At 61.1% G+C, this 18856-nt stretch carries 18 protein-coding genes and 1 pseudogene; 9 read left to right on the top strand and 10 right to left on the bottom strand.

What is annotated here, in order from left to right; translation table 11 throughout:
* Positions 1 to 141: 141 nt before the first annotated feature.
* From acuR to AC0L3C_RS09880, 5 genes and pseudogenes are all read left to right on the top strand, one after another.
* Complete coding sequence (gene acuR / locus AC0L3C_RS09900) at positions 142 to 816, top strand: acrylate utilization transcriptional regulator AcuR (protein WP_473257901.1); 675 nt, start codon at positions 142 to 144, stop codon at positions 814 to 816.
* 9 nt (positions 817 to 825) lie between these two features.
* Positions 826 to 1809, top strand: coding sequence for an acrylyl-CoA reductase (NADPH) (acuI, locus tag AC0L3C_RS09895; protein ID WP_473257903.1), 984 nt, complete (start codon positions 826 to 828; stop codon positions 1807 to 1809).
* A 95-nt stretch (positions 1810 to 1904) separates the two neighbouring features.
* Positions 1905 to 3116, top strand: coding sequence for a trans-sulfuration enzyme family protein (locus AC0L3C_RS09890; RefSeq protein ID WP_473407826.1), 1212 nt, complete (start codon positions 1905 to 1907; stop codon positions 3114 to 3116).
* 118 nt (positions 3117 to 3234) lie between these two features.
* Positions 3235 to 3657: pseudogene (locus AC0L3C_RS09885) on the top strand (ester cyclase); the annotation flags it as partial.
* Between the two features lie 12 nt (positions 3658 to 3669).
* Positions 3670 to 4296, top strand: a complete 627-nt coding sequence (locus tag AC0L3C_RS09880) for a LysE family translocator (protein ID WP_473407825.1) — start codon at positions 3670 to 3672, stop codon at positions 4294 to 4296.
* 612 nt (positions 4297 to 4908) lie between these two features.
* On the opposite strand, the gene AC0L3C_RS09875 is transcribed toward AC0L3C_RS09880, so the two are convergent.
* The 10 genes from AC0L3C_RS09875 to AC0L3C_RS09830 form a co-directional block, all read right to left on the bottom strand.
* A complete protein-coding gene (locus AC0L3C_RS09875) occupies positions 4909 to 5925 on the bottom strand; it encodes an aromatic ring-hydroxylating dioxygenase subunit alpha (RefSeq protein ID WP_473257914.1) in 1017 nt (338 codons plus the stop codon).
* Between the two features lie 17 nt (positions 5926 to 5942).
* On the bottom strand, positions 5943 to 7304 hold the full coding sequence (locus AC0L3C_RS09870; protein ID WP_473257916.1) for an amidohydrolase family protein: 1362 nt from the start codon (positions 7302 to 7304) through the stop codon (positions 5943 to 5945).
* The gene (locus AC0L3C_RS09865; RefSeq protein WP_473407824.1) at positions 7301 to 8146 is read right to left on the bottom strand and encodes an ABC transporter permease; all 846 of its coding nucleotides are present in this window, start codon (positions 8144 to 8146) and stop codon (positions 7301 to 7303) included. The genes AC0L3C_RS09870 and AC0L3C_RS09865 overlap by 4 nt, the downstream gene beginning before the upstream one ends.
* A complete protein-coding gene (locus AC0L3C_RS09860; RefSeq protein WP_473257921.1) occupies positions 8098 to 8904 on the bottom strand; it encodes an ABC transporter ATP-binding protein in 807 nt (268 codons plus the stop codon). The genes AC0L3C_RS09865 and AC0L3C_RS09860 overlap by 49 nt, the downstream gene beginning before the upstream one ends.
* Before the next feature lie 59 nt (positions 8905 to 8963).
* Positions 8964 to 10037: an ABC transporter substrate-binding protein gene (locus AC0L3C_RS09855; RefSeq protein ID WP_473407823.1), complete on the bottom strand. Its 1074-nt coding sequence runs from the start codon at positions 10035 to 10037 to the stop codon at positions 8964 to 8966.
* Positions 10038 to 10344: 307 nt separating this feature from the next.
* Positions 10345 to 11448 (bottom strand): hypothetical protein, encoded by a 1104-nt coding sequence (locus AC0L3C_RS09850; RefSeq protein WP_473407822.1) that lies wholly within the window; start codon positions 11446 to 11448, stop codon positions 10345 to 10347.
* A gap of 345 nt (positions 11449 to 11793) precedes the next feature.
* Positions 11794 to 12378 carry an NAD(P)H-dependent oxidoreductase gene (locus AC0L3C_RS09845; protein WP_473407821.1) on the bottom strand — a complete coding sequence of 195 codons (585 nt, stop codon included), beginning with the start codon at positions 12376 to 12378 and terminating at the stop codon, positions 11794 to 11796.
* 3 nt (positions 12379 to 12381) lie between these two features.
* Positions 12382 to 13737, bottom strand: a complete 1356-nt coding sequence (locus AC0L3C_RS09840) for an FAD-binding oxidoreductase (RefSeq protein ID WP_473407820.1) — start codon at positions 13735 to 13737, stop codon at positions 12382 to 12384.
* A complete protein-coding gene (locus tag AC0L3C_RS09835) occupies positions 13734 to 14561 on the bottom strand; it encodes a cysteine hydrolase family protein (protein WP_473407819.1) in 828 nt (275 codons plus the stop codon). Before AC0L3C_RS09835 ends, AC0L3C_RS09840 begins: the two co-directional genes overlap by 4 nt.
* Positions 14562 to 14564: 3 nt before the next feature.
* Entirely contained in the window at positions 14565 to 14984 is a 420-nt protein-coding gene (locus AC0L3C_RS09830) for a cupin domain-containing protein (RefSeq protein ID WP_473407818.1), read from the bottom strand.
* A 142-nt stretch (positions 14985 to 15126) separates the two neighbouring features.
* On the opposite strand from AC0L3C_RS09830, the gene AC0L3C_RS09825 reads away from it, so the two are divergent.
* From AC0L3C_RS09825 to AC0L3C_RS09810, 4 genes are all read left to right on the top strand, one after another.
* Positions 15127 to 16029 (top strand): LysR family transcriptional regulator, encoded by a 903-nt coding sequence (locus AC0L3C_RS09825; RefSeq protein WP_473407817.1) that lies wholly within the window; start codon positions 15127 to 15129, stop codon positions 16027 to 16029.
* Positions 16030 to 16228: 199 nt separating this feature from the next.
* Positions 16229 to 17047, top strand: a complete 819-nt coding sequence (locus AC0L3C_RS09820; protein ID WP_473407874.1) for a creatininase family protein — start codon at positions 16229 to 16231, stop codon at positions 17045 to 17047.
* 120 nt (positions 17048 to 17167) lie between these two features.
* Positions 17168 to 18364 (top strand): CocE/NonD family hydrolase, encoded by a 1197-nt coding sequence (locus tag AC0L3C_RS09815; protein ID WP_473407816.1) that lies wholly within the window; start codon positions 17168 to 17170, stop codon positions 18362 to 18364.
* Complete coding sequence (locus AC0L3C_RS09810; RefSeq protein ID WP_473407815.1) at positions 18262 to 18792, top strand: CocE/NonD family hydrolase; 531 nt, start codon at positions 18262 to 18264, stop codon at positions 18790 to 18792. Before AC0L3C_RS09815 ends, AC0L3C_RS09810 begins: the two co-directional genes overlap by 103 nt.
* Positions 18793 to 18856: the final 64 nt, after the last annotated feature.

The raw sequence follows: 18856 nt of genomic DNA, 5'->3' as shown, positions 1-18856 counted from the left end.
AACTGCGAAAAAAGCATTCACTTGCAGCATTTTGTGGCATTTTCAGCGCTATTTCGGTCTCCAGTTCGTCAGGTATTGCGGTTCCATGCTTGCTCAAATTCGGCTTTTGTGTTCTAGACGATCGGTCTATTAAGGACACAAATGGCAAAATCTTCAGATAATCGCCGCCAACCGGCCGAGGCGCGGCGACACGACATCGGATACTCGCCGACACGCGACGTTCTGATCCGTTGCGGAATGGAAGTGATGACTCAACAGGGATTTGCCGCCACGGGCCTGGACGCACTGCTGCGCCGCGCCACCGTGCCGAAGGGCTCGTTCTACCATTACTTCGAGAGCAAGGCGGAATACGGTCGCGAAATCATGAAGGAGTACGATTCCTTTTTCCGGCACAAGCTGGACCGCGCCCTCAACGACGAGAGGCTCGCGCCGCTGGCACGCATGCGAGCCTTCGTCGAAGACGCCAAGGCAGGTATGGCGAAATACAGCTACACGCGCGGCTGCCTCGTCGGAAATCTCAGCCAGGAAGTCGAGGCGCTACCCGACGATTACAGGTCCGCTTTGGACGAAATCATCAAGGGCTGGCAGCGGAAGGTGGCGCATTGCCTGGAACTCGCGCGCGACGCCGGCGAGATCGGAGATGCCGCGGACTGCGATGCCTTGGCCGAGTTCTTCTGGATCGGCTGGGAGGGGGCGGTGATGCGGGCGCGCCTCGTCAGGAACGGCGTGCCGCTCGATACCTTCATCTCCGGCTTCGTCGCCGGTCTCCCGCGCCCGGACGGGGCGAAGCCGCGGTCCAAAAGAAACGTGAAATAGGAGTTCAAATTGTTCAAAGCCGTTTTGATCGAAAAGGACGAGCAAGGATACCGCGCCGGGGTGGCCGAGTTGCCCGAGGCTCGCCTTCCCGAAGGAAACGTGACCGTCGACGTGGAGTACAGCACCCTGAACTACAAGGACGGCCTTGCGATCACCGGCAAGGGTCCGATCGTCAGATCCTTCCCGCTGGTGCCGGGGATCGACTTCGCGGGTCTGGTCTCGTCGAGTTCCGACTCGACCTTCTCGCCGGGAGACCGGGTCGTTCTCAACGGCTGGGGGGTCGGCGAACAACACTGGGGCGGCCTGGCCCAGCGAGCCAGCGTCAAGGCCGACTGGTTGATCAAGCTGCCGGATTCGATGCCTTCCCGCCGGGCGATGATCATCGGCACCGCCGGCTACACGGCGATGCTATCGGTCATCGCCCTCGAGAAGTTTGGCATCCGCCCTGGCACGGGCGACGTGCTGGTGACCGGTGCCGGCGGGGGCGTCGGCAGCATCGCGATCATGCTGTTGCACAAGCTCGGATTTCGCGTCGTGGCTTCGACTGGAAGACCCGACGAAGAGCCGTACCTCAAGAGCCTGGGCGCAAACGAGATCATCGACCGGTCCCAATTGTCGCAACCAGGCAAGCCGCTGCAGAAGGAACGGTGGATCGCCGCGATCGACTCGGTAGGCAGCCACACCCTCGCCAACGTGTGCGCCGGCATCAAAGCGGACGGAGCCGTCGCAGCTTGTGGCATGGCGCAAGGTTTGGACTTTCCCGCAAGCGTTGCCCCCTTCATCCTGCGCGGAATCGCCCTGTTCGGCATCAACAGCGTGACGCGCCCGAAGGCGGAACGCGTCGAAGCCTGGGACCGTCTTGCCGCCTTGCTCACCGAGGCCGATCTGGAGAGATCAGCGGTCGAAATCGGTCTGAGTGACGTCGTCGCCTCCGCGGAGCGCCTCATGAGTGGCCAAGTGCGCGGGCGCACGGTCGTCGACGTCAATAGGTGACTTCGACCCCGAAAAACTGCGATGCGACTGTAGCGGGCCGGGCCGTCGAAACCAGACGACGACTACGGCCCACCCAAACGGGAGATTTCGAAACGATGGCCGCTTCGGAACGAACTGCAAGCGAGGAACCCCTGCTCGGGTTCTCGACGCGAGCGATCCACCATGGGTACGACCCTGGCCATCACTCTCGCGCGGTATCCCATCCCATTTACACGACGTCGACCTTCGCCTTCGACAGCGTCGCTGAATTGGATGCGGCGGCTGCATCGGGAGGCAGGCTATACGCGCGGGAGTTCAATCCGACGACCGCGCTGCTGGAATCCCGCTTGGCAAGCCTGGAAGGCGCCGAAGACGCAGTCGTATTCGCATCGGGAATGGCTGCCTTCGGAGCGTTGATCCTTTCGCTGCTATCTCAGGGTGACGAGCTCGTCGTTCATCGAACGCTGTATTCGAATACGACGACCATGACCGAGCAGGGTTTACCCAGGTTCGGTATCAAGACCGTTCCAGTCGATCTGAGCGACCCCGCCAATCTCGATGCTGCTGTTACTTCACGCAGCAAAGCTGTCTATTTCGAGACCCCCATGAACCCAACTGGCGACGTCCTCGACATCGTTGCCGTTGCGGACCGTGCGCGACGAGCCGGCCTCTTGGTCTTCGTCGATGGTACGTTCGCATCGCCTGCGCTGCAAAGGCCTCTGCAACATGGGGCGGACGTCGTGCTGCACTCACTCACGAAGTACATCAGCGGACACGGAGACCTACTTGGAGGCGCTCTCTTGGGTCAGGCCGAACTGATCGAAAAAATCCGAGATCGTGGCCTCCGATATATCACGGGTGCCGTCCTGTCACCTGTGGCTTCGTCACTGATTCTGCGTGGTATCAAAACGCTTCCTCTTCGGATGGAGCGCCACGGATCCAATGCACTTGCAATCGCGCGCATGCTCGATGCCCACCCGTTGGTTGAATGGGTGAACTATCCATTCCTTCCGTCCCATCCACGGTACGCAATCGCGAAAAAGCAGATGTCGGCAGGATCCGGCATGCTGTCCTTTGGTCTCCGTGGAGGCTTTGAATCTGCCCGGCGCTTTCTTGACAATCTCAAACTCATTACGCTGGCCGTCAGCCTCGGAGACGCCGAAACGCTCATAATGCATCCTGCCAGCTTAGTTCACGCCCGGCTCGCGGTTCGTCCGGAAGCGCATCTTCAAAGAGGCGTCGAAGACGATTTGATCCGTCTATCGGTCGGACTTGAGGACGAAGCAGATCTACTCGGAGATTTCGAACAGTCTTTAAGTAGGCTCTAGGGACCTCGGTCCGCAAAGCAAGGATTAGAATATGATCGCCGCACCGCCCGGACTCGAGCCGGCCATGGACTTCGGTCAAATCCCTCTGTCTCAGCAAAAGTAAGTCGTCCGGAAATTCTACAAAGATATGTGGGACCGCGCGGATATCGCTCTGATCCCGGAGATATTTCAGCCGGGCTTCACGTTCAGAGGCTCCCTCGGCCCCGTCCTCGTCGGCTACGACCAATTTGCGGACTACGTCAGATGGGTAACGGACTCGCTCGAGTCCTACACATCGGACATCCTCACCCTGGTCGAGGAAAGCAACCGGGTTTCAGGCAAGCTTCGCTTCCACGGCATCCATCGAAGGCCGATGCTCGGTTACGCGCCGACCGGACGTCACGTCTGGTGGTTCGGAGCACCGTTTTTTACGTTTCACGATGGCAGGGTCACGGATCTGTGGGTTCTTGGCGACATCCACGGGCTCATCGCGCAACTCGCCCCGGACGCGGCGAGCAGACCCGAGTTCGCCACGAACGCCCGGTTGCAATCTTCGCCGTAAACGGACCTCGAAATGTTTAATCTTCAGATGTTCCTACTCTTTTTGGCCGCCGCACTGGTCGTGGCGGTCACTCCGGGACCCGGCATCTTCTACATCGTCGCGCGCACGCTGGCCGGCGGCCGCAACGAGGGATTGGCATCAAGCGTCGGCCTGGGGCTCGGCGGCTTCGTACATGTGCTCGCGGGCGCGATCGGCATCTCGGCCCTGGTGATGGCGAGCGCCGAAGCGTTCACCGCGCTGAAGGTCGCCGGTGCCTTCTATCTCATCTGGCTGGGCATCAAGACCTGGAGGGAAGCGCGCGTGACCGCGCCGACCGACGTCCGGACGACTGGGCCAGGCCATGCGCTGCGCGAAGGCATCGTCGTCGAAGCGCTGAATCCGAAGACCGCCGCATTCTTCCTTGCCTTCATTCCGCAGTTCGTTGACGCGACCGCGCACGTGGCTCTGCAGTTCGTCGTGCTCGGAACGATTTCCGTCGCTTTGAATACCAGCGTCGACCTGATCGTGACCCGTTGGGCGGCCAAAGCGAGGGATGGACTCGCCGGACGACCAAAGTTCATTGCGCGGACGAGACAGACCTCGGGAGCCGTGATGTGCGGCTTGGGAGTCGCATTGCTGGCCGCGCGACGCGCGAGCTAGGGTCCGCAGCCGGCAATACGTTCCCGATTCCGACAATTGAAATTGCTTCGTCGGCACTCGACCAACTCCCGCGCCATCCGAAATTCATCTCGTGAACATCGCACGACGCGGGGCGGCCTTACCCACTTCAGGAGGCCTGCTCACATAGGCTGTGATGAGATTTTTCTTGATCTCGCGGTGCACACGCCGCGCACACGCCGCCTTCTAAGCAATTGAAAAACTTAAATTCTCGCTCCAATCCATCATGGGGAAGTGTGAGCTAGGTCCAGCCAATCAAAGCCAGCGAAATCTAAGTTCGCACACCCGCGGACACAGTGGAGAAGCACTGTGGCGGAGAGAGTGTCAGTCAATCCCCGTTGAAACAGAAAGTATTTTCGATCTTTTTAGACCAAAACCCACCGTTCGAGCTACGGCTGAAACCGGGGTTTCTCCTGCCGGCAACCGCCTGTCCTGCCAGTGGCAACCCTCCGTGTTTGAAAAAGCCATTGTGCGGCTTTGTAGATCGCCATCTGCCTTATTTCTTTCCTGTCTCTGTTCGGCAGCAAGGACCTCAGCCCGGCGGTGGCTTGCAAGACTGAACCACTTCACCGTTACCGGCTGGGGCGAGACCGGCTATTGCCGCGGCTGCTCCTCCTCGCCATGCTGCCGTAGCAAATCGAGCAGGCGCTTGCGCATGATCATGCCGGGCCGATCGGACGGCATATGAATCTCGATCTTGCGGCCCATATCGACGACGGCGTCGGGATCCGTCGATTCCAGCATGTCGCGATCTTCGGCGATGATCGCGGCGTCCCAGTCGATCAGCTCCTGGGTTGAACAGTCGGCCTCGGTGTCGTTGCGGAACAGCAGCTGAACGACCTGGATCTGTCCATCGGAAATCGGCGTCGCGCAGTTGAAGATGATGTGACGGATGCCGGACGGATATTCCATATCGAGGCGCCGACAAAATGGCATGAACCATTTGTTGCGCTGATGCCGCCTCGTCATCGGCTCTTTCGTGCCGGTGATCCTGTAAGCATTGGGCGGATTGCGAACCGAGATGACGGTCTCGGCGTCGAAGCCTGCGGCGTTCTCGGTGATCTCGTACTTCTCGGGCTTTGGCTGATTGATGTCGCCGAAAGTCCCCTTGTGAACAAAAGCGAAGTGCGCGTTGTCGAAGGAGTTCTCCATCAGCCGTAGCGCCGCCGTGTTCCACTTGTCGTAGAATTGGTTGATACGGCGATAGCCGGGCATCTCGTCCTCGGGGATCGGCGGGATGTCGCTCAAGGGCTCATCGAGTGCCACCCAGACGTAACCGTAGCGAGCCTTAGCCCGGAAGGAGCGCGCCTTCGCGTCCGGAACCGGTTGCTCGAATGGAAATTGCGGGATCATGATTAGCTTGCCGTCGCGATCGTATTCCCAGCCATGATAGCCGCAGACGATGTTGCCGTTGTTGCACCAGCCTTTCGACAGCTTTGCGGTGCGATGGCAGCACCGATCTTCAAGCGCGGCAGGCTCGCCCTTGGCATCCAGGAACAGCACGATCGGCTCGCCGAGCAGCGTGAACGGCTTCGGCCCGTCCTTGAGATGATCGACCGGCATCAGCGCGTACCAGAACCGGCGCAACACCGGCTGCTTCGTGCTCAACATGATCTTGCTCCCGGATTCTAGGCTGCCAGACGCGTGATGACGCGCGCGGCATCGGTTTTGAGTTTTTGCAGATCGAGCCCCGGAATGGCTCCGTCCTCGACGACGATCCGGCCGCCAATCAGGAGATAGCGGAGTCTGGCCGAGCCGCCACACGTCACCGGCGCGATCAGGGGATCGTGCATGCCGAAATGTCGGGGCTGGTCGAGATTGAAGATGGCGATGTCCGCCTGTTGCCCGGGCGCGAGCGTGCCGACATGGGGCATGCCGAGCACGCGGGCGCCGCCGGCGGTTGCCCAGTGCACGACGTCCTCGGCGGTCACGGCGCCCGCGCCCTTCACCGCGCGGTGCGTGTGCCAGGCGCTATGCATTTCGCAGAGCATGTCCGCTGCTTCATTGGAGGCCGCCCCATCGACCCCCAGCGAAACGGCTCCACCGAGACGCGCCATCGCATCGGCAGGCGCAATACCCGAGCCGAGGCGGCAGTTCGACTGAGGACAATGCGCCATGCCGGTGCCGGTGCTCGCAAGGATGCGCACCTCCTCCTCGTCCAGATGCACCAGATGCGCGAACCACACGTCCTCGCCGAGCCAATCGTGATCGGCCAGCCATTGCACCGGCCGCTTGCCATGGACGGACAAACAGAACTCGACATAGTCGGCGGTTTCCGATAGATGGCTGTGCACCCGCACCCCCATGCGCCGCGCCGCCGCGATCACTTCGCGCAGCTCACCCGGATCGAGCGACCAGGTCGGCGTGGTCGGCGCCAGCGCAACCCGCGACAGGCTGTTCGGCGAGCCATCGTGGAAACGCTGCGCGCATGCCTCGACCGATTGCAGCATGCGATCGAGCGTTTCGACCGGCATCGCTGCAAACCTGTCCGTATCGACGTGGCGCGCCGTGGTGCCGCCGCCGCGGCAAAATACCAGGCGGAGACCTAGACTTCGCGCAACGTCGAAGATGACCTGCGCCGGATCGAACCGGAAGGTGTCGCTGAAGAGATAATGATGGTCGGCAACCGTCGTCGTCCCCGACAGCAGCAGCTCTGCGAGCCCGATACGAGCCGCGACCGCAAGCGCCTCCTCGTCGAATTTCGACCAGAACCGGTAAGGCACAGCGCGCAGCCAGCCGGCCAGCGGCAGGTCGATCCCGGATCGCACGCCCTTCAAGACACTCTGGAATAAATGATGATGCGTCGAGACCAGACCGGGATAGACCACACCCCCCCGCGCATCGAGCCGCTGCTCGCCCGGCTCCGGCGCGAGCGCACCGATTGCGACGATCACGCCGTCTCGGATGCGGATCTGACCCGCGGTGCGCATCGCAGCGCCCGGCAGGCCTGTGAAGATGCCTGCGGCATTGTCGATCAGGATCGCCGTCATGTTTCTGTCCTGGTCTCGCTGTCGTGCCAGTTGGACAGTACCAGCTGCGACAGCGCGACCATGGCCGCGAACAACAACACCCCGGTCAACGTGATCAGGAATAGTGCGGCAAACATACGGGGAATATCGAGCGAGAATCCCGCATCGAGAATTTCATAGGCGAGTCCCGATGAACGACCGCCGGTGCCCGCGACGAACTCCGCGACCACGGCGCCGATCAGCGCGAGGCCGCTCGATATCCGCAAGCCGCCAAAGAAATAAGGCAGCGCGCCCGGAATACGCAGCTTAACCAGCGTCTTGAAGCGGCTGGCACGATTCATTCGAAAGAAGCTCGCAAGTCCAGGGTCGACGCTGCGCAGTCCAAGCGTCGTGTTCGAGATGATCGGAAACAGCGCCACCAGCGTGGCGCAGATGGTCAGCGAAATCTGTGTGTTCTTGACCAGGATGATGATGAGAGGCGCGATCGCCACCACCGGTGTCACCTGCAGGAGCACCGCATAGGGAAACAGGCTGACCTCGATCGCCCGGCTCTGCACGAACATGAAGGCGATCAGCGTGCCGAGAATGACTGCGGCCACGAACGCCTGCAAGGTCACCCGCAAGGTCACGAGCAGCGCGCGGAGCAGTGAGGGGCCGTGCTGGAGGAAGCTGTTAAAGATGTCGCTGGGCTTCGGAAACAGGTAGACGGGAACGGAGGCGAGTTGAAAGCCGACCTCCCAGACGGCGAACAGCACAACCCCTACCGCAAGCGGGGCCGCGATGCGCACGAACACTTCGGATTCGAGCAGGGGCTTCACTTTTCTCCTCCCCCGACCGATTGCAGGGACGCCTCGGCAAGCCATGTCGACAGCTCGCGGCAATAGGCCGCAAATTGCGGGCTATCGCGAAATCCCTGATCGCGCGGTTGCGGATGATCGATGGTCATGACGCGAAAGATGCGCCCCGGGTTGGCGGCCATGACGATGATCCGGGTCGAGAGGAACACAGCCTCGTAGATCGAATGCGTGACGAACACCGTGGTCAGCTTGCGCTCCCACCACAGGTTGACAAGATCGTCGTCGAGCCTGTTGCGCGTGAATTCGTCGAGTGCGCCGAACGGCTCGTCCATCAACAGGAGATTTGGGTTCGTGACCAGGGCACGCGCGATGGAAACGCGCATCTTCATTCCGCCGGAGAGCTGCCTCGGAAAATGCCGGTTGAACGCCGAGAGACCGACGCGGGCAATGGCATCGGCAACTTTCGGATCCGCCGTGGCTCGCGGCATGTTGGCGAACTCCAGCGGCAAGCGGACATTGGCCTCGACCCGAGCCCAGGGCATTAAGGTCGGCTCCTGGAACACGAATGCGAGACGCCTGCTCTCCTGTCCCACTTGAGCGAAATCGCCGCGCCACCACAGCAGACGGCCGTCGGAGGGCTCGATGAGGTTGGCTATCAACTTGAGCAACGTGCTCTTGCCGCAACCGGACGGCCCGATCAGGGTCAGGAATTCGCCCTCTGCGATGGCAAGATCGATCGGCGCGAGGCCTCGCGCTCCGTTGGCAAACACCTTCTCGGCCGACAGGACCTCGACAGCCGGCGGGCGGTCATCAGCGGTCGTCATCTGCCTTGCCCTCTCGTCCAACGGCTCAACGGGCAACAGCACCGTCATATCGGCATCCCCTATTTCAGACCGATCTTCAGGTTCCTGACAAAACGGTCGTCGAACGACTTCTGCCAGTCCACCTTGGGGTCGAGCAGGCCTCCGGCGACCAGGAAATCGTAGATTTGCCTGTATCGGTCGGCCGTGATGATGCCGACGCCGAGCGTTGCCGCATCGCCACGGTCGATTGCCTTCATCTCCTTCATCCGCTCGACTGCGAATGCGAGCTGGCCATCCGTCATCTTGGGATTGTCGACCTTGATCAGTGCATTTCCGGGCGCCGGATTTTTCATGTAGTCGTACCAGCCCTCCAGCGAGGCCTTGACGAAGCGCTCCACCACACCGGGCTTTTCGGCGATCGTCTTCTCGGTGGTCACGATCGTGGAGCCGTAGGGTGGGTAGCCGCCGTCCGCGAGCAGGAAGAACTTGACCTTCTCTTGCTGCTGCTCGGCTTGATACGGCTCGGAGGACGGATAGGCCTGCTGCGCAATCGTCTTGTCGGCGAAGAAGGGTTGCAGGTTGAAAGTATAGGGACGGATCTGGTCGTCGGTATAGCCGTATTTCGTACGCAGCCAAGGCCAGAATGTTGTTCGGGACGACCCGGCAATCAGGATCTGCCTTCCCTTGAGCGCGGCGAGATCAGCCACGTCGTCATGAGCCATGATGCCCTGCAAGTCGAACTGGAACGAGGAAGCGACTGTCACGAGCGGCAGGTTCTGCTCGCGACCCTTGAGAACCTGGATGTCGTAGCCCATCATGAAATCGGTATCGCCGGCCAATAGAAGCTGTGAGCCGTTCACCTGCGGGCCGCCCATCTTGATCGTGACATCCAGGCCGGCTTTTTCGTACAGCCCCGTAGCCTTGGCCTGGTAGAAGCCGCCGTGCTCGGCCTGGGCGAACCAGCTCGTCAAAAACGTGACCTTGTCGGCGGCCTGCGCGGGCGCGAGGGACGCGACCAGTCCTGCGCTCGCCAACAGACCGGCTGCGATCATTCGGAATAGATTTTTCAAGGCCATGCTGGTGCCCTTCTGCGTCACGCCGGCGCCGGCCGGCAAGACCCGTGCTGCGAGACTTTCCGAATTGAGGATGCACAAGCGGACTGTCACCTCAAAGCATTTTGATTCGAGCAATCCGTTGCCTTTCGAGCAACGCCGTTTTCGTGTGCAGGTGACCCTGCCCTGCTGAAATGAGCCAGCTCTATCGGCTCGTCTGGTCGCAAGCCTCGGTTCGGTAACAGCCGAACCTGGGCTTGGCGGAACGGATCAAGCGCTCCGCATGCTTTTATGCTCTCCAGCACTGCCGCTTTGGCAGGCAACTCGCCGCGAGAAAATGGGCACGCTATAGCGGGAAAAGATGCGCTCCGGGTGCCGGTGACTGGCCGGTCGTCGGCACCCGAGCTCGTCAGAATTTCATTGTCACCCCGGCATAGACCGTCTCTTCCGTGCAGCTATTGTTGCTGGCGCCCTTGAACAGACAGCTTGCACTGCGATTGTGATCGAGGCCGAACTTGTTCTGCCAGTAGCGATAGGCAACCCAGAGATCGACGAAGTGGGCGTATCGCGGTCCCCAGAGGGCCTTGCTGGCGTCGAATGTCAGACGAATAGGTTCGGAGTTCAATGTCACGACGGTCGGCGTGCTGACGACCGGATTTTTCTCGTAGCCTTTCGGTCCCTGCCAGGCGGCCCGGCCGCTGATCGACCAGAACTGCATGCTCTCGGGCAGGAAGCCTAGATCCATGTAGTAATTGGCCTCCACCGACCATGTCACGTCGAAACTCCGCTCGCCGTCGGCGAGACAGGTCGCGCCCGGCGCGGGATACGGAACGCCAGCGCCGAACAGGCCGCATTGGGCGAACGCGTTACGGCTCGCAAACTCCCAATAGGCGAGCGGCGCCACGTTGAAATAGCCCTTGTACGGGAGGTCGAACGCAAACTGGAGACCAGCGACGACCGCGCGCTTGGAGTTCGCAAGGAAGCTGTTCTCCGTGTTCGCATCCATGCCGACTTCGAATGAAATGTTATGGAGCGGTCCGATCGCAAACGCCTTGGTATTGAATATGTCGTTCCAGCCGAAGGTCGAACGAAACAAACCGTAGATCTCCGTCATTCCGGCGCAGCTGGCCGGTAGACCGGAGACGCTGCTCACGATCGCCCCGGATGCGTTCGTGACACAGGGATTGGCAGGATCGTTGTGATCCGACTTGAACATCGAAAGCGAAAGGAAGTTGGTGCCGTACGCCCAGACATCGAAATGCGTGAATGCATAAACCTGCTTCGCCGTCGTCCCGTTGATGGCGCCGTTCGGCTGAACGCTGAAAAGACCTGGGTCCGTCGCCTTCGGCATCCACGCATATGTCAGGCGATCATCGACGACGAGGAAGAATGGAAGATCGGGTGTCTTCCGGGCGGATTTGACTGCGAGGTCGTCCGCGCGGGCAAGACCGATTGATGCCGCAGCCATCAAGGCTAGGGTCGCGGCGGTGAAGAAACGTCGAAGATCGAACATTGTGTGCCCCCTGGTTTGACAAGCGGGCGCCCGCAACCGTTCGCAGCGACGACGTCGTCGCTACGCTCATAGCTCAAGCTCTTTTCAGGGAGCCGCCCCCGGACGGCTGCGTGCTCGCCCGTACTCAAGATGCACAGCCAAGCAGTCGCCTAGAAGCATTTTGATTCGCGCAATGCGTTGCCTTTCGGATGACGCGCGATCGTTTCGGCGAAACGACGTACGGACATCGCCGATGCATGACAATGTTCGTGCGTAGGCAGCATCAAGCACGCAGCTGATGTTTTCGTTAGTGGCTGACGGAGCAAGAGGATCCGCGCGATTTGTCGTCGCTTTCGGAGCGAGCGGCTAGAACCGGCTCATGTCCCGCCGCAGCCGAGCGAGAAAGCGCTTGCGTTTGCCCGCGGTCGCAACGTTCATGTGATAGAGCGCGTAGTAGCGCACGCGCGCCTTGCCGCCGGCGAACCACGGCAGATAGCGCTTGATGATCTTGCGCGGCGGATCAGCCATGGCGATCGCCTGCCAGCGCGGCCGACCATAGGTCGCGATCCCTGTGATGCGTTCGATGTGTAGCAGCATCGGCCTCGCATGAGCGGGATCGGACAAATCGAGCGCGATACCCGGACCGAACATGCGGTCGAACCAGCCTTTGAGCATCGCCGGCGGCCCGAATGACCAGGTCGGAAACTGCACGATCAGCGCGTTCGCCGCCATCAGGCGTACGACATGGGCCTCGTTGTTGGCCCGGTTTCGCAGGGGATCGTGGTAGTCGCGGCGGCCCTCCGCGTTCAGGACGGGATCGAACCCCTCGGCATAGAGGTCGAGCAGATCGACCAAGTGGCCGGCCTCGGCGAGGCCGGCCATCGCCTCGCTCCGAATGGCGGCGTGAAAACTGTCGGCGAGTGGATGGCAATACACGTAGAGCACGCGCATCGCTCATCCCCTCGCGCTGACGAAGCTCCGCATCTTGCCGGGATTGAGCAGGCCATGCGGGTCGGTCTCATGCTTGAACCCGAGCTGATCCGCGTCGGCGCGCTTGTAGCGGCTGCCGTCCTCGATGGTGAAGACGTGCGGATTGGCGATGAAGACGCCGCGATCCTCGTGCAGCCGTATGATCTCGTTCAGGCGGTCGGCATCGCTGTATCGTATCACCGGGAGGCTGCTGCAGGTGAGGCGTCCGCCAAAGCGAATGAACTCGAGATGCTGCATCACCTCATCCGGAAACAGCTCGCGGATCTCAGCGACCTTTTCCAAGACACGGTCATGCGGGTAGAGGCACTGCAGGTAAGTCACGGAACGATCGCTCTTCAGGACCTGGAGCGTGGTGTGATTCCAGCAATATTCGTAGAGCGGCACGCGGCTCGGGCTCTCGTCGGTCGGCATCTCGAGCGTGATCGTGCCTCGACCGCCGAGAAGTGACGTGAAACTTTCGAGGGAGGGTTCGGCGATCATGGCCATGAGCACGCTTTTGCCCTGGGGACAGTACGGCTTCAACGCACCGAAATAGGAGGGCAACGGCCAGGTAATCGGTGAGAGAACCTTCTTCACGATCCCGTCGGCGAGGGCAGCCTCGTAGCCGAATGCTGCGGCCTCGATGAAATCGTCGAAGGCGACCACGACATCGATCCAGTTCCACGCAGGCGCGAGCGGCATTTCTAGCGCCGTGATGATGCCGGTCGTGCCATAGGCGCGGTTGACCTTCTGTGCCGCGTCCCCGCGCAATTCAATCACACGCGGCTCCTCCTCCAGGGTCACAATCCGCGCCGCCAGAATGTTGCCCGGCTCCCGCAAGCCGCCATAGGAGACGGAACCGATCCCTCCCGATCCACCCGCGACAAAGCCGCCGATCGTCGCCATGCGCTTCGTCGATGGATGCAACCGCAGCTCCCATCCCTCGGGCTGCGCAGCCGCATCGATCGCGCTCATCTTGGCGCCCGCGCCGACTCGGACGCTGCCGCGCTTGATCCACTCGATGCCGTCGAGACCCGAGATATCGAGGAGCACACCGCCTTCAAGCGGCACGGCCTGTCCGTAATTGCCGGTGCCGCCTCCGCGCACGGTGAGCGGTACGCGATGGCGGGCGCAAACGGATGCGATCCGAACGACATCATCCTCGTTACGCGGCAGCACCATCAGGTCGGCAGTCTTGCCATCGAGCTGCGCCTTCAGGATGGGGCTATACCAGAAGAAATCGCGCGAGCGCCGGCGCACGACGTTCCGCTCGGTGACGACTGGAATGTCGCCGAAATCTGCAACCAGCCGGTCAAGTGCGTCCACTGCGAGAGCGGTCACGATCGGCCTCCCCTCTGAGCATGCTGGGCGAGCCCGGCCGCAATCGCCTCTGACCCGACGACGAAGCCAAAGCACTGGTTAACATTGTAGATGGTGGCGGCCATGCAGTAGTCGGGCGATGTCGTGGCGGCGCAATCCTCCAAGAGAAGGCAATCATAGCCGCGGAAATTCGCATCCTGAAGCGTGCAGAGCACGCATTGATCGGCGTTCACGCCTGCGAACATCAGCGTGGTCACGCCGAGATTGCGCAGGATGCTGTCGAGCTCGGTGTCCTGAAAACCTGACATCCGATACTTCGCGACGTGGATGTCGGTCGGTTCGACCGCAAGCTCGTCGACAATGGCCGCTGACCAGCTGCCCCGCTCCAGCACCTTCGCGCCCGAGCCTGGCAGCGGGTCACCCAGACCAATGCCGACGCCCGTGGGATTGTACACGTGCAGCAGTGACGGACTGAGATTGAGCCGGTCGGGCCGATTGCCCCAGTTGAGCCAGATGATCGGCACCGACGAGCTGCGCAGGATCGGGAGCAGCCGGCGCAAGGGTTCAATCGGGCGACGCGCTGGCGTGACGTCAATTCCGATATGCGCCAGCCACCCCCCGGGATGGCAAAAGTCGTTCTGCATGTCGACGATGATGATGGCGGTCCGCGCAAGGTCGAGCGTAACCAGTTTGCCATGGGCCTGCACCGTCATCGGGCGCGGCAGCACCACTTGCCGCACCAGATTTGCGTGCGCCTCGGAAACCATCCAGCTGTTCAATCCGCTTGATCCGAGCGGCAACAAGCGCTCGTCCTGCGCGGCCGGATCAGCTGCTACCGCGCCCATCGGTCAGGACCCTTGCAGAACGCGGATGTCCTCGGCGTCGAGCTCCACCGGCTCGCCGCTGCGGATCAACTCGGAAAAACCCTCGTTCGGCGTCATCACCGTGAGCGTATAGAGCTTGCCGGGGCCCGTGTTCTCGATGACGTGCTCGGAGCCGGGATGCAACAGGAGCGAGTCTCCCTTCTTGATCGGCAAGGTCTTGCCGTCGCAGCGCGCGATACCCACGCCGTGCAGCACATGAAAGAATTCATGCGCGGCGGCATGCTCGTTGGGCGGCGTCGCGCCGCCGGGCCTGAATATCTCGATGACGAAGATGTTTCCGATCCGGTCCGTCACCTGATCGAACAGGACAGCAAAATAGTTGGTGTCCTTCGACGAGATGCGGAAAGCTTTCGCGTGCGTGAGTTCGGCGACGCTGAACGCCATATGATGAATTCCTTGAAGGCAGTACGCTTGTCGTCAGCATGGATGTTGCATGCCCCAACGTCACTTCAAAGCGCTTAGATTCGACAGGCCCGTTGCCTTTTCGGCAACGAGACTGCATCTTGCGAACTTCATGGGGGCAAGGATGCTTCACAGCCGGCTACTGAACTATATCGACGAGGTTGCCCGCACGGGCTCGATCCGCAAGGCTGCGGACCGTCTGAATGTCGCTGCGTCCGCGATCAGCCGTCAGATCCTGGCTCTAGAAACCCAGCTTGGAACGCCGATCTTCCAGCGCCTCCCCAAGAAGCTGATCCTCACGGCCGCGGGCGAAGTTCTGATCGGACATGTCCGCCAGACGCTGAAGGAATTGACGCGCGCACAAGTGAAGATCGAGGAATTGAAGGGCCTGCGCCGGGGCGAGATCACGGTGGCGATGATGAGCGGCCTCGCCTCGAACCTCGTCCCGACCACGGTGATGGAGTTTCGAGCTGCCAATCCGAGGGTCAAGCTCAACTTGACGCTGTTCAATACAGGGACGGAAATCCAGCTCGCTGTTGCCAATGGCGAGGCGGATCTCGGCATCGGCTTCGACTTTGGCAAGGACAGCAATCTGAAAGTCTTGGCACGCGGCGTCGGGCGGCTCGGCGCGGTCATGGCACCCAATCATCCCTTGGCAAAGCGAACCAGCGTCCGACTCAGCGATTGCACCGATTACCCGCTGGTCATCGCCGACAGCACCAGCGCGATCCGTCCCTATCTGGATACGGCCTTCGCTCGTGTCGCGATCGACCTGCACCCGGCCATCGAGACGAACTCGATTGAGATCATGCGGCACGCGGTCATTTTGAACGACGGCATTACTTTCCTGACGCCGTTTGACGTCGAGTCAGAGCGGCGCGCCGGCCGGCTTGCCTATGTGACCATACGGGAGCTCTCCCAAGACGCGCAGGCGCTGATGCTGATCGGCCATACGCGTGGGACCAGCGCCATCGCAAGCGTATTGGCAGAGATGCTGAAGACGATGATCGGGGACGTTGCCGACTGAGGCATGGCTAAAACGGAAGCTTGATCATCGCTATCCGCAGCGGCTGCGTTGCCAAAAGGGCAACAGAACAGACGAAATTAAGCACTTTTCATGTCGCTGCCGATATCTGACATTGATCAGCGCCACGCTGGTCCTTCGAACTCGGCGCGTGAGAGCACGATCGTGTGCATGCCGGCAGCCAAAACGGAAAGCGACTGAGATGAAGCTGAAATCGCATTGGTGGTGGGACCTCTCCGCCGAGGACTTCCGTCTCCTCGACATGGAGAGGATCGTCGCTGTACTCCCGGTGGGCGCCGTCGAGCAACACGGACCGCATCTGCCGGTCCGCGTCGACACCGCCATCGTCGACGGCATCGTGCAGCACGCAGTTGCACGGATGGCCGACGACTTCCCGGCCCTGATCCTGCCGACCATGTCCATCGGGAAATCGAACGAGCATTCGGCGTTCCCCGGCACGTTGACGCTATCGGCGGAAACTCTCGGACGCCTCTGGTACGAGGTCTGCGAAAGCGTTCACAGAACTGGAGTCCGCAAGGTTATCTTCGTCAATTCGCATGGAGGACAGCCGCAGATCATGGAGATCGTCTGCCGCGAGCTCCGTGTCAGATTGGGAATGCTTGCCGTCTCCTCACAATGGTCGCGCTTCACGGACATGTCCGACCTTTTCACCCCGACCGAACGCAAGCACGGAATCCATGCGGGTGAAATCGAGACCAGCGCGATGCTTTATCTCCATCCGAATCTTGTCGACATGACCCTTGCCGAGGATTTCCGGTCCCTGTCCCAAACTCTGGAGACGGAATGCGAAATCCTGATGCCGGAGAGCCATGCGGTCGGATTCGGCTGGCAGATGCAGGACATCAATCCCAAGGGAGCATGCGGCAATGCCAGTCTAGCAGACGATAGGCGTGGTCAGGCGGCAATCGACCGTGCAGCTGATCGCTTGATCAAGCTCATCTCCGAGGTCGACAAGTATCCGCTCTCTCGCATCAGAGCGACATCGGACGTTGCGCCGTAGACCACGCAGCGGGTCCATGGCATCCGGCCTTTCGCATGCACGAATTCACTTCGATTGAGATCTGAGCAGATGTCAGCAGAGTCCTTCCGGCTACCCGTCCTTCCGCCCGCGATTGAAACGATGACATTGAAGGACGGAACGCGGCTCGATGCGGACGTCTATCGCCCGGCGGCGCCTGGGCCCTACCCCGTTCTGCTTCAGCGTCAAGCCTACAGCAGGCGCATTGCGTGCAGCATCTGCTATGCGCATCCGGCATGGTACGCCTCGCACGGCTATATCGTCGTGGTGCAGGATGTCAGGGGGCGCGGCACATCGGAGGGGACATTCCGCCCTGGTGAAACCGAAGTCGAGGACGGCGCCGCGACGGTTGAATGGGCAGCGCGTCTTGATGGTTCGAACGGCGACGTCGGGATGTATGGCTTCTCCTACCAGGCCTACAACCAGCTATTGGCGGCTGCGGGAGACTGCCCCTCCCTGAAAGCCCTCGCGCCAGCGATGGGACCTTGGAATCCCGCACATTGGGCCTATGAGAACGGCGCCCTGCAAATGAAGCACATGATCGGCTGGGGCATTCAGATCACGGCCGAAGCCGCACGGCGCGCGGGCGACAACGAGGCCTTCAGCGCGCTGCAGGCGGCGGGAAGCAACTTGCCGCTTAATGGGGCCATCGCGGCGATGCCCCAGCTGCTTCAGAAATACCGGCACTATTCGCACGTCATGGACTGGCTCGAAACGCCGCCCGATTCGCCCTATTGGGACAGCATCTCGCCGGTAACATATGTCGAGGCCATTCGCGCCCGCCGACTTCCAATGCTGTTTGTCGGCGGTTGGTTCGACCCTTTTCTGCCGGCCACGATCAAGTCCTTCCGGGCCCTTGCAAGCAGCAACGAGGAAACGCGGCTCATTGTCGGCCCCTGGATCCATTTTCCGTGGACCCGCAAGGTGGGCGCGGTCGACTTCGGTGCGGAAGCGCAACGCAACGTTGACGTCGATCACATCCGGTTCTTTGACCATGTTCTCAAGGCTGTATCGAATGATGCGGAACACCAAAGGGTCGAGCTGTTCGACATGGGGCTGAAGGCATGGCGACAATACCAGGCTCTGCGTGATGACACGTTGTCATTCTTTCTGGGCGGAACGGGTCGCGCAGCGACGGACGTTGAGGACGGTACTCTCGGTCTTCGGCCGACCCGGAGGATGACGTCGAGCATATCGTGCATGATCCCTGGCGACCCGCACCGACGGTCGGAGGCTACTATGGCATTCCGACAGGGCCGGTCGATCGCCGGGTCACCGATGAACGCGGCGACGTTCTGACCTTCACAACACAAGCTCTTGAAGACGCGATCGAGGTGGTCGGCGAACCCGAAGTCGAACTCGAGCTGAGCTGCGACCATCCGAGCTTTGATCTCTGCTGCATCCTTTCACTCATCACTTCTGACGGAAGGGTTCTTCAGATCTCAAGCGGATACGCGCATTACCGTGTCGCGACCGCTGGCCGATACGAGCTGAAGCTGGCCACTACGTGCACGACGCTCAGGAGGGGTGAACGGTTGCGCCTCTCCATCGCGGGCGCGGACTACCCAGCGTACCCCGTGAATCCGGGGACAGGCGAAGATCCGGTGAGCACCCCAAAGACGCATGCTGTCGTGACCACGATTGCGGTCCATCACGGCCCATCGCGGCCATCGCTTCTGCGCCTGCCTGTTGGGGGCGCCTTTGAAATCGGCTCCGACGGACTCTAGTTGCTTGTCTCTTGAGGACTCCGAGCACCCCAGACTTGCTTACGGCAAGCAGGCCGCGAATGTT

It is taken from the genome of Bradyrhizobium sp. WSM4872 (assembly GCF_055811715.1).
The sequence above is the reverse complement of the archived record's forward strand: the minus strand, read 5'-3'. Positions and strand labels throughout refer to the sequence as shown.

Coding starts and splice junctions, on each gene's coding strand:
- acuR (WP_473257901.1), top strand. CDS start 142: ATGGCAAAATCTTCAGATAATCGCCGCCAACCGGCCGAGGCGCGGCGA.
- AC0L3C_RS09890 (WP_473407826.1), top strand. CDS start 1,905: ATGGCCGCTTCGGAACGAACTGCAAGCGAGGAACCCCTGCTCGGGTTC.
- AC0L3C_RS09880 (WP_473407825.1), top strand. CDS start 3,670: ATGTTTAATCTTCAGATGTTCCTACTCTTTTTGGCCGCCGCACTGGTC.
- AC0L3C_RS09875 (WP_473257914.1), bottom strand. CDS start 5,925: ATGTTGAGCACGAAGCAGCCGGTGTTGCGCCGGTTCTGGTACGCGCTG.
- AC0L3C_RS09870 (WP_473257916.1), bottom strand. CDS start 7,304: ATGACGGCGATCCTGATCGACAATGCCGCAGGCATCTTCACAGGCCTG.
- AC0L3C_RS09865 (WP_473407824.1), bottom strand. CDS start 8,146: ATGGCTTGCCGAGGCGTCCCTGCAATCGGTCGGGGGAGGAGAAAAGTG.
- AC0L3C_RS09860 (WP_473257921.1), bottom strand. CDS start 8,904: ATGACGACCGCTGATGACCGCCCGCCGGCTGTCGAGGTCCTGTCGGCC.
- AC0L3C_RS09850 (WP_473407822.1), bottom strand. CDS start 11,448: ATGTTCGATCTTCGACGTTTCTTCACCGCCGCGACCCTAGCCTTGATG.
- AC0L3C_RS09845 (WP_473407821.1), bottom strand. CDS start 12,378: ATGCGCGTGCTCTACGTGTATTGCCATCCACTCGCCGACAGTTTTCAC.
- AC0L3C_RS09835 (WP_473407819.1), bottom strand. CDS start 14,561: ATGGGCGCGGTAGCAGCTGATCCGGCCGCGCAGGACGAGCGCTTGTTG.
- AC0L3C_RS09830 (WP_473407818.1), bottom strand. CDS start 14,984: ATGGCGTTCAGCGTCGCCGAACTCACGCACGCGAAAGCTTTCCGCATC.
- AC0L3C_RS09825 (WP_473407817.1), top strand. CDS start 15,127: ATGCTTCACAGCCGGCTACTGAACTATATCGACGAGGTTGCCCGCACG.
- AC0L3C_RS09820 (WP_473407874.1), top strand. CDS start 16,229: ATGAAGCTGAAATCGCATTGGTGGTGGGACCTCTCCGCCGAGGACTTC.
- AC0L3C_RS09815 (WP_473407816.1), top strand. CDS start 17,168: ATGACATTGAAGGACGGAACGCGGCTCGATGCGGACGTCTATCGCCCG.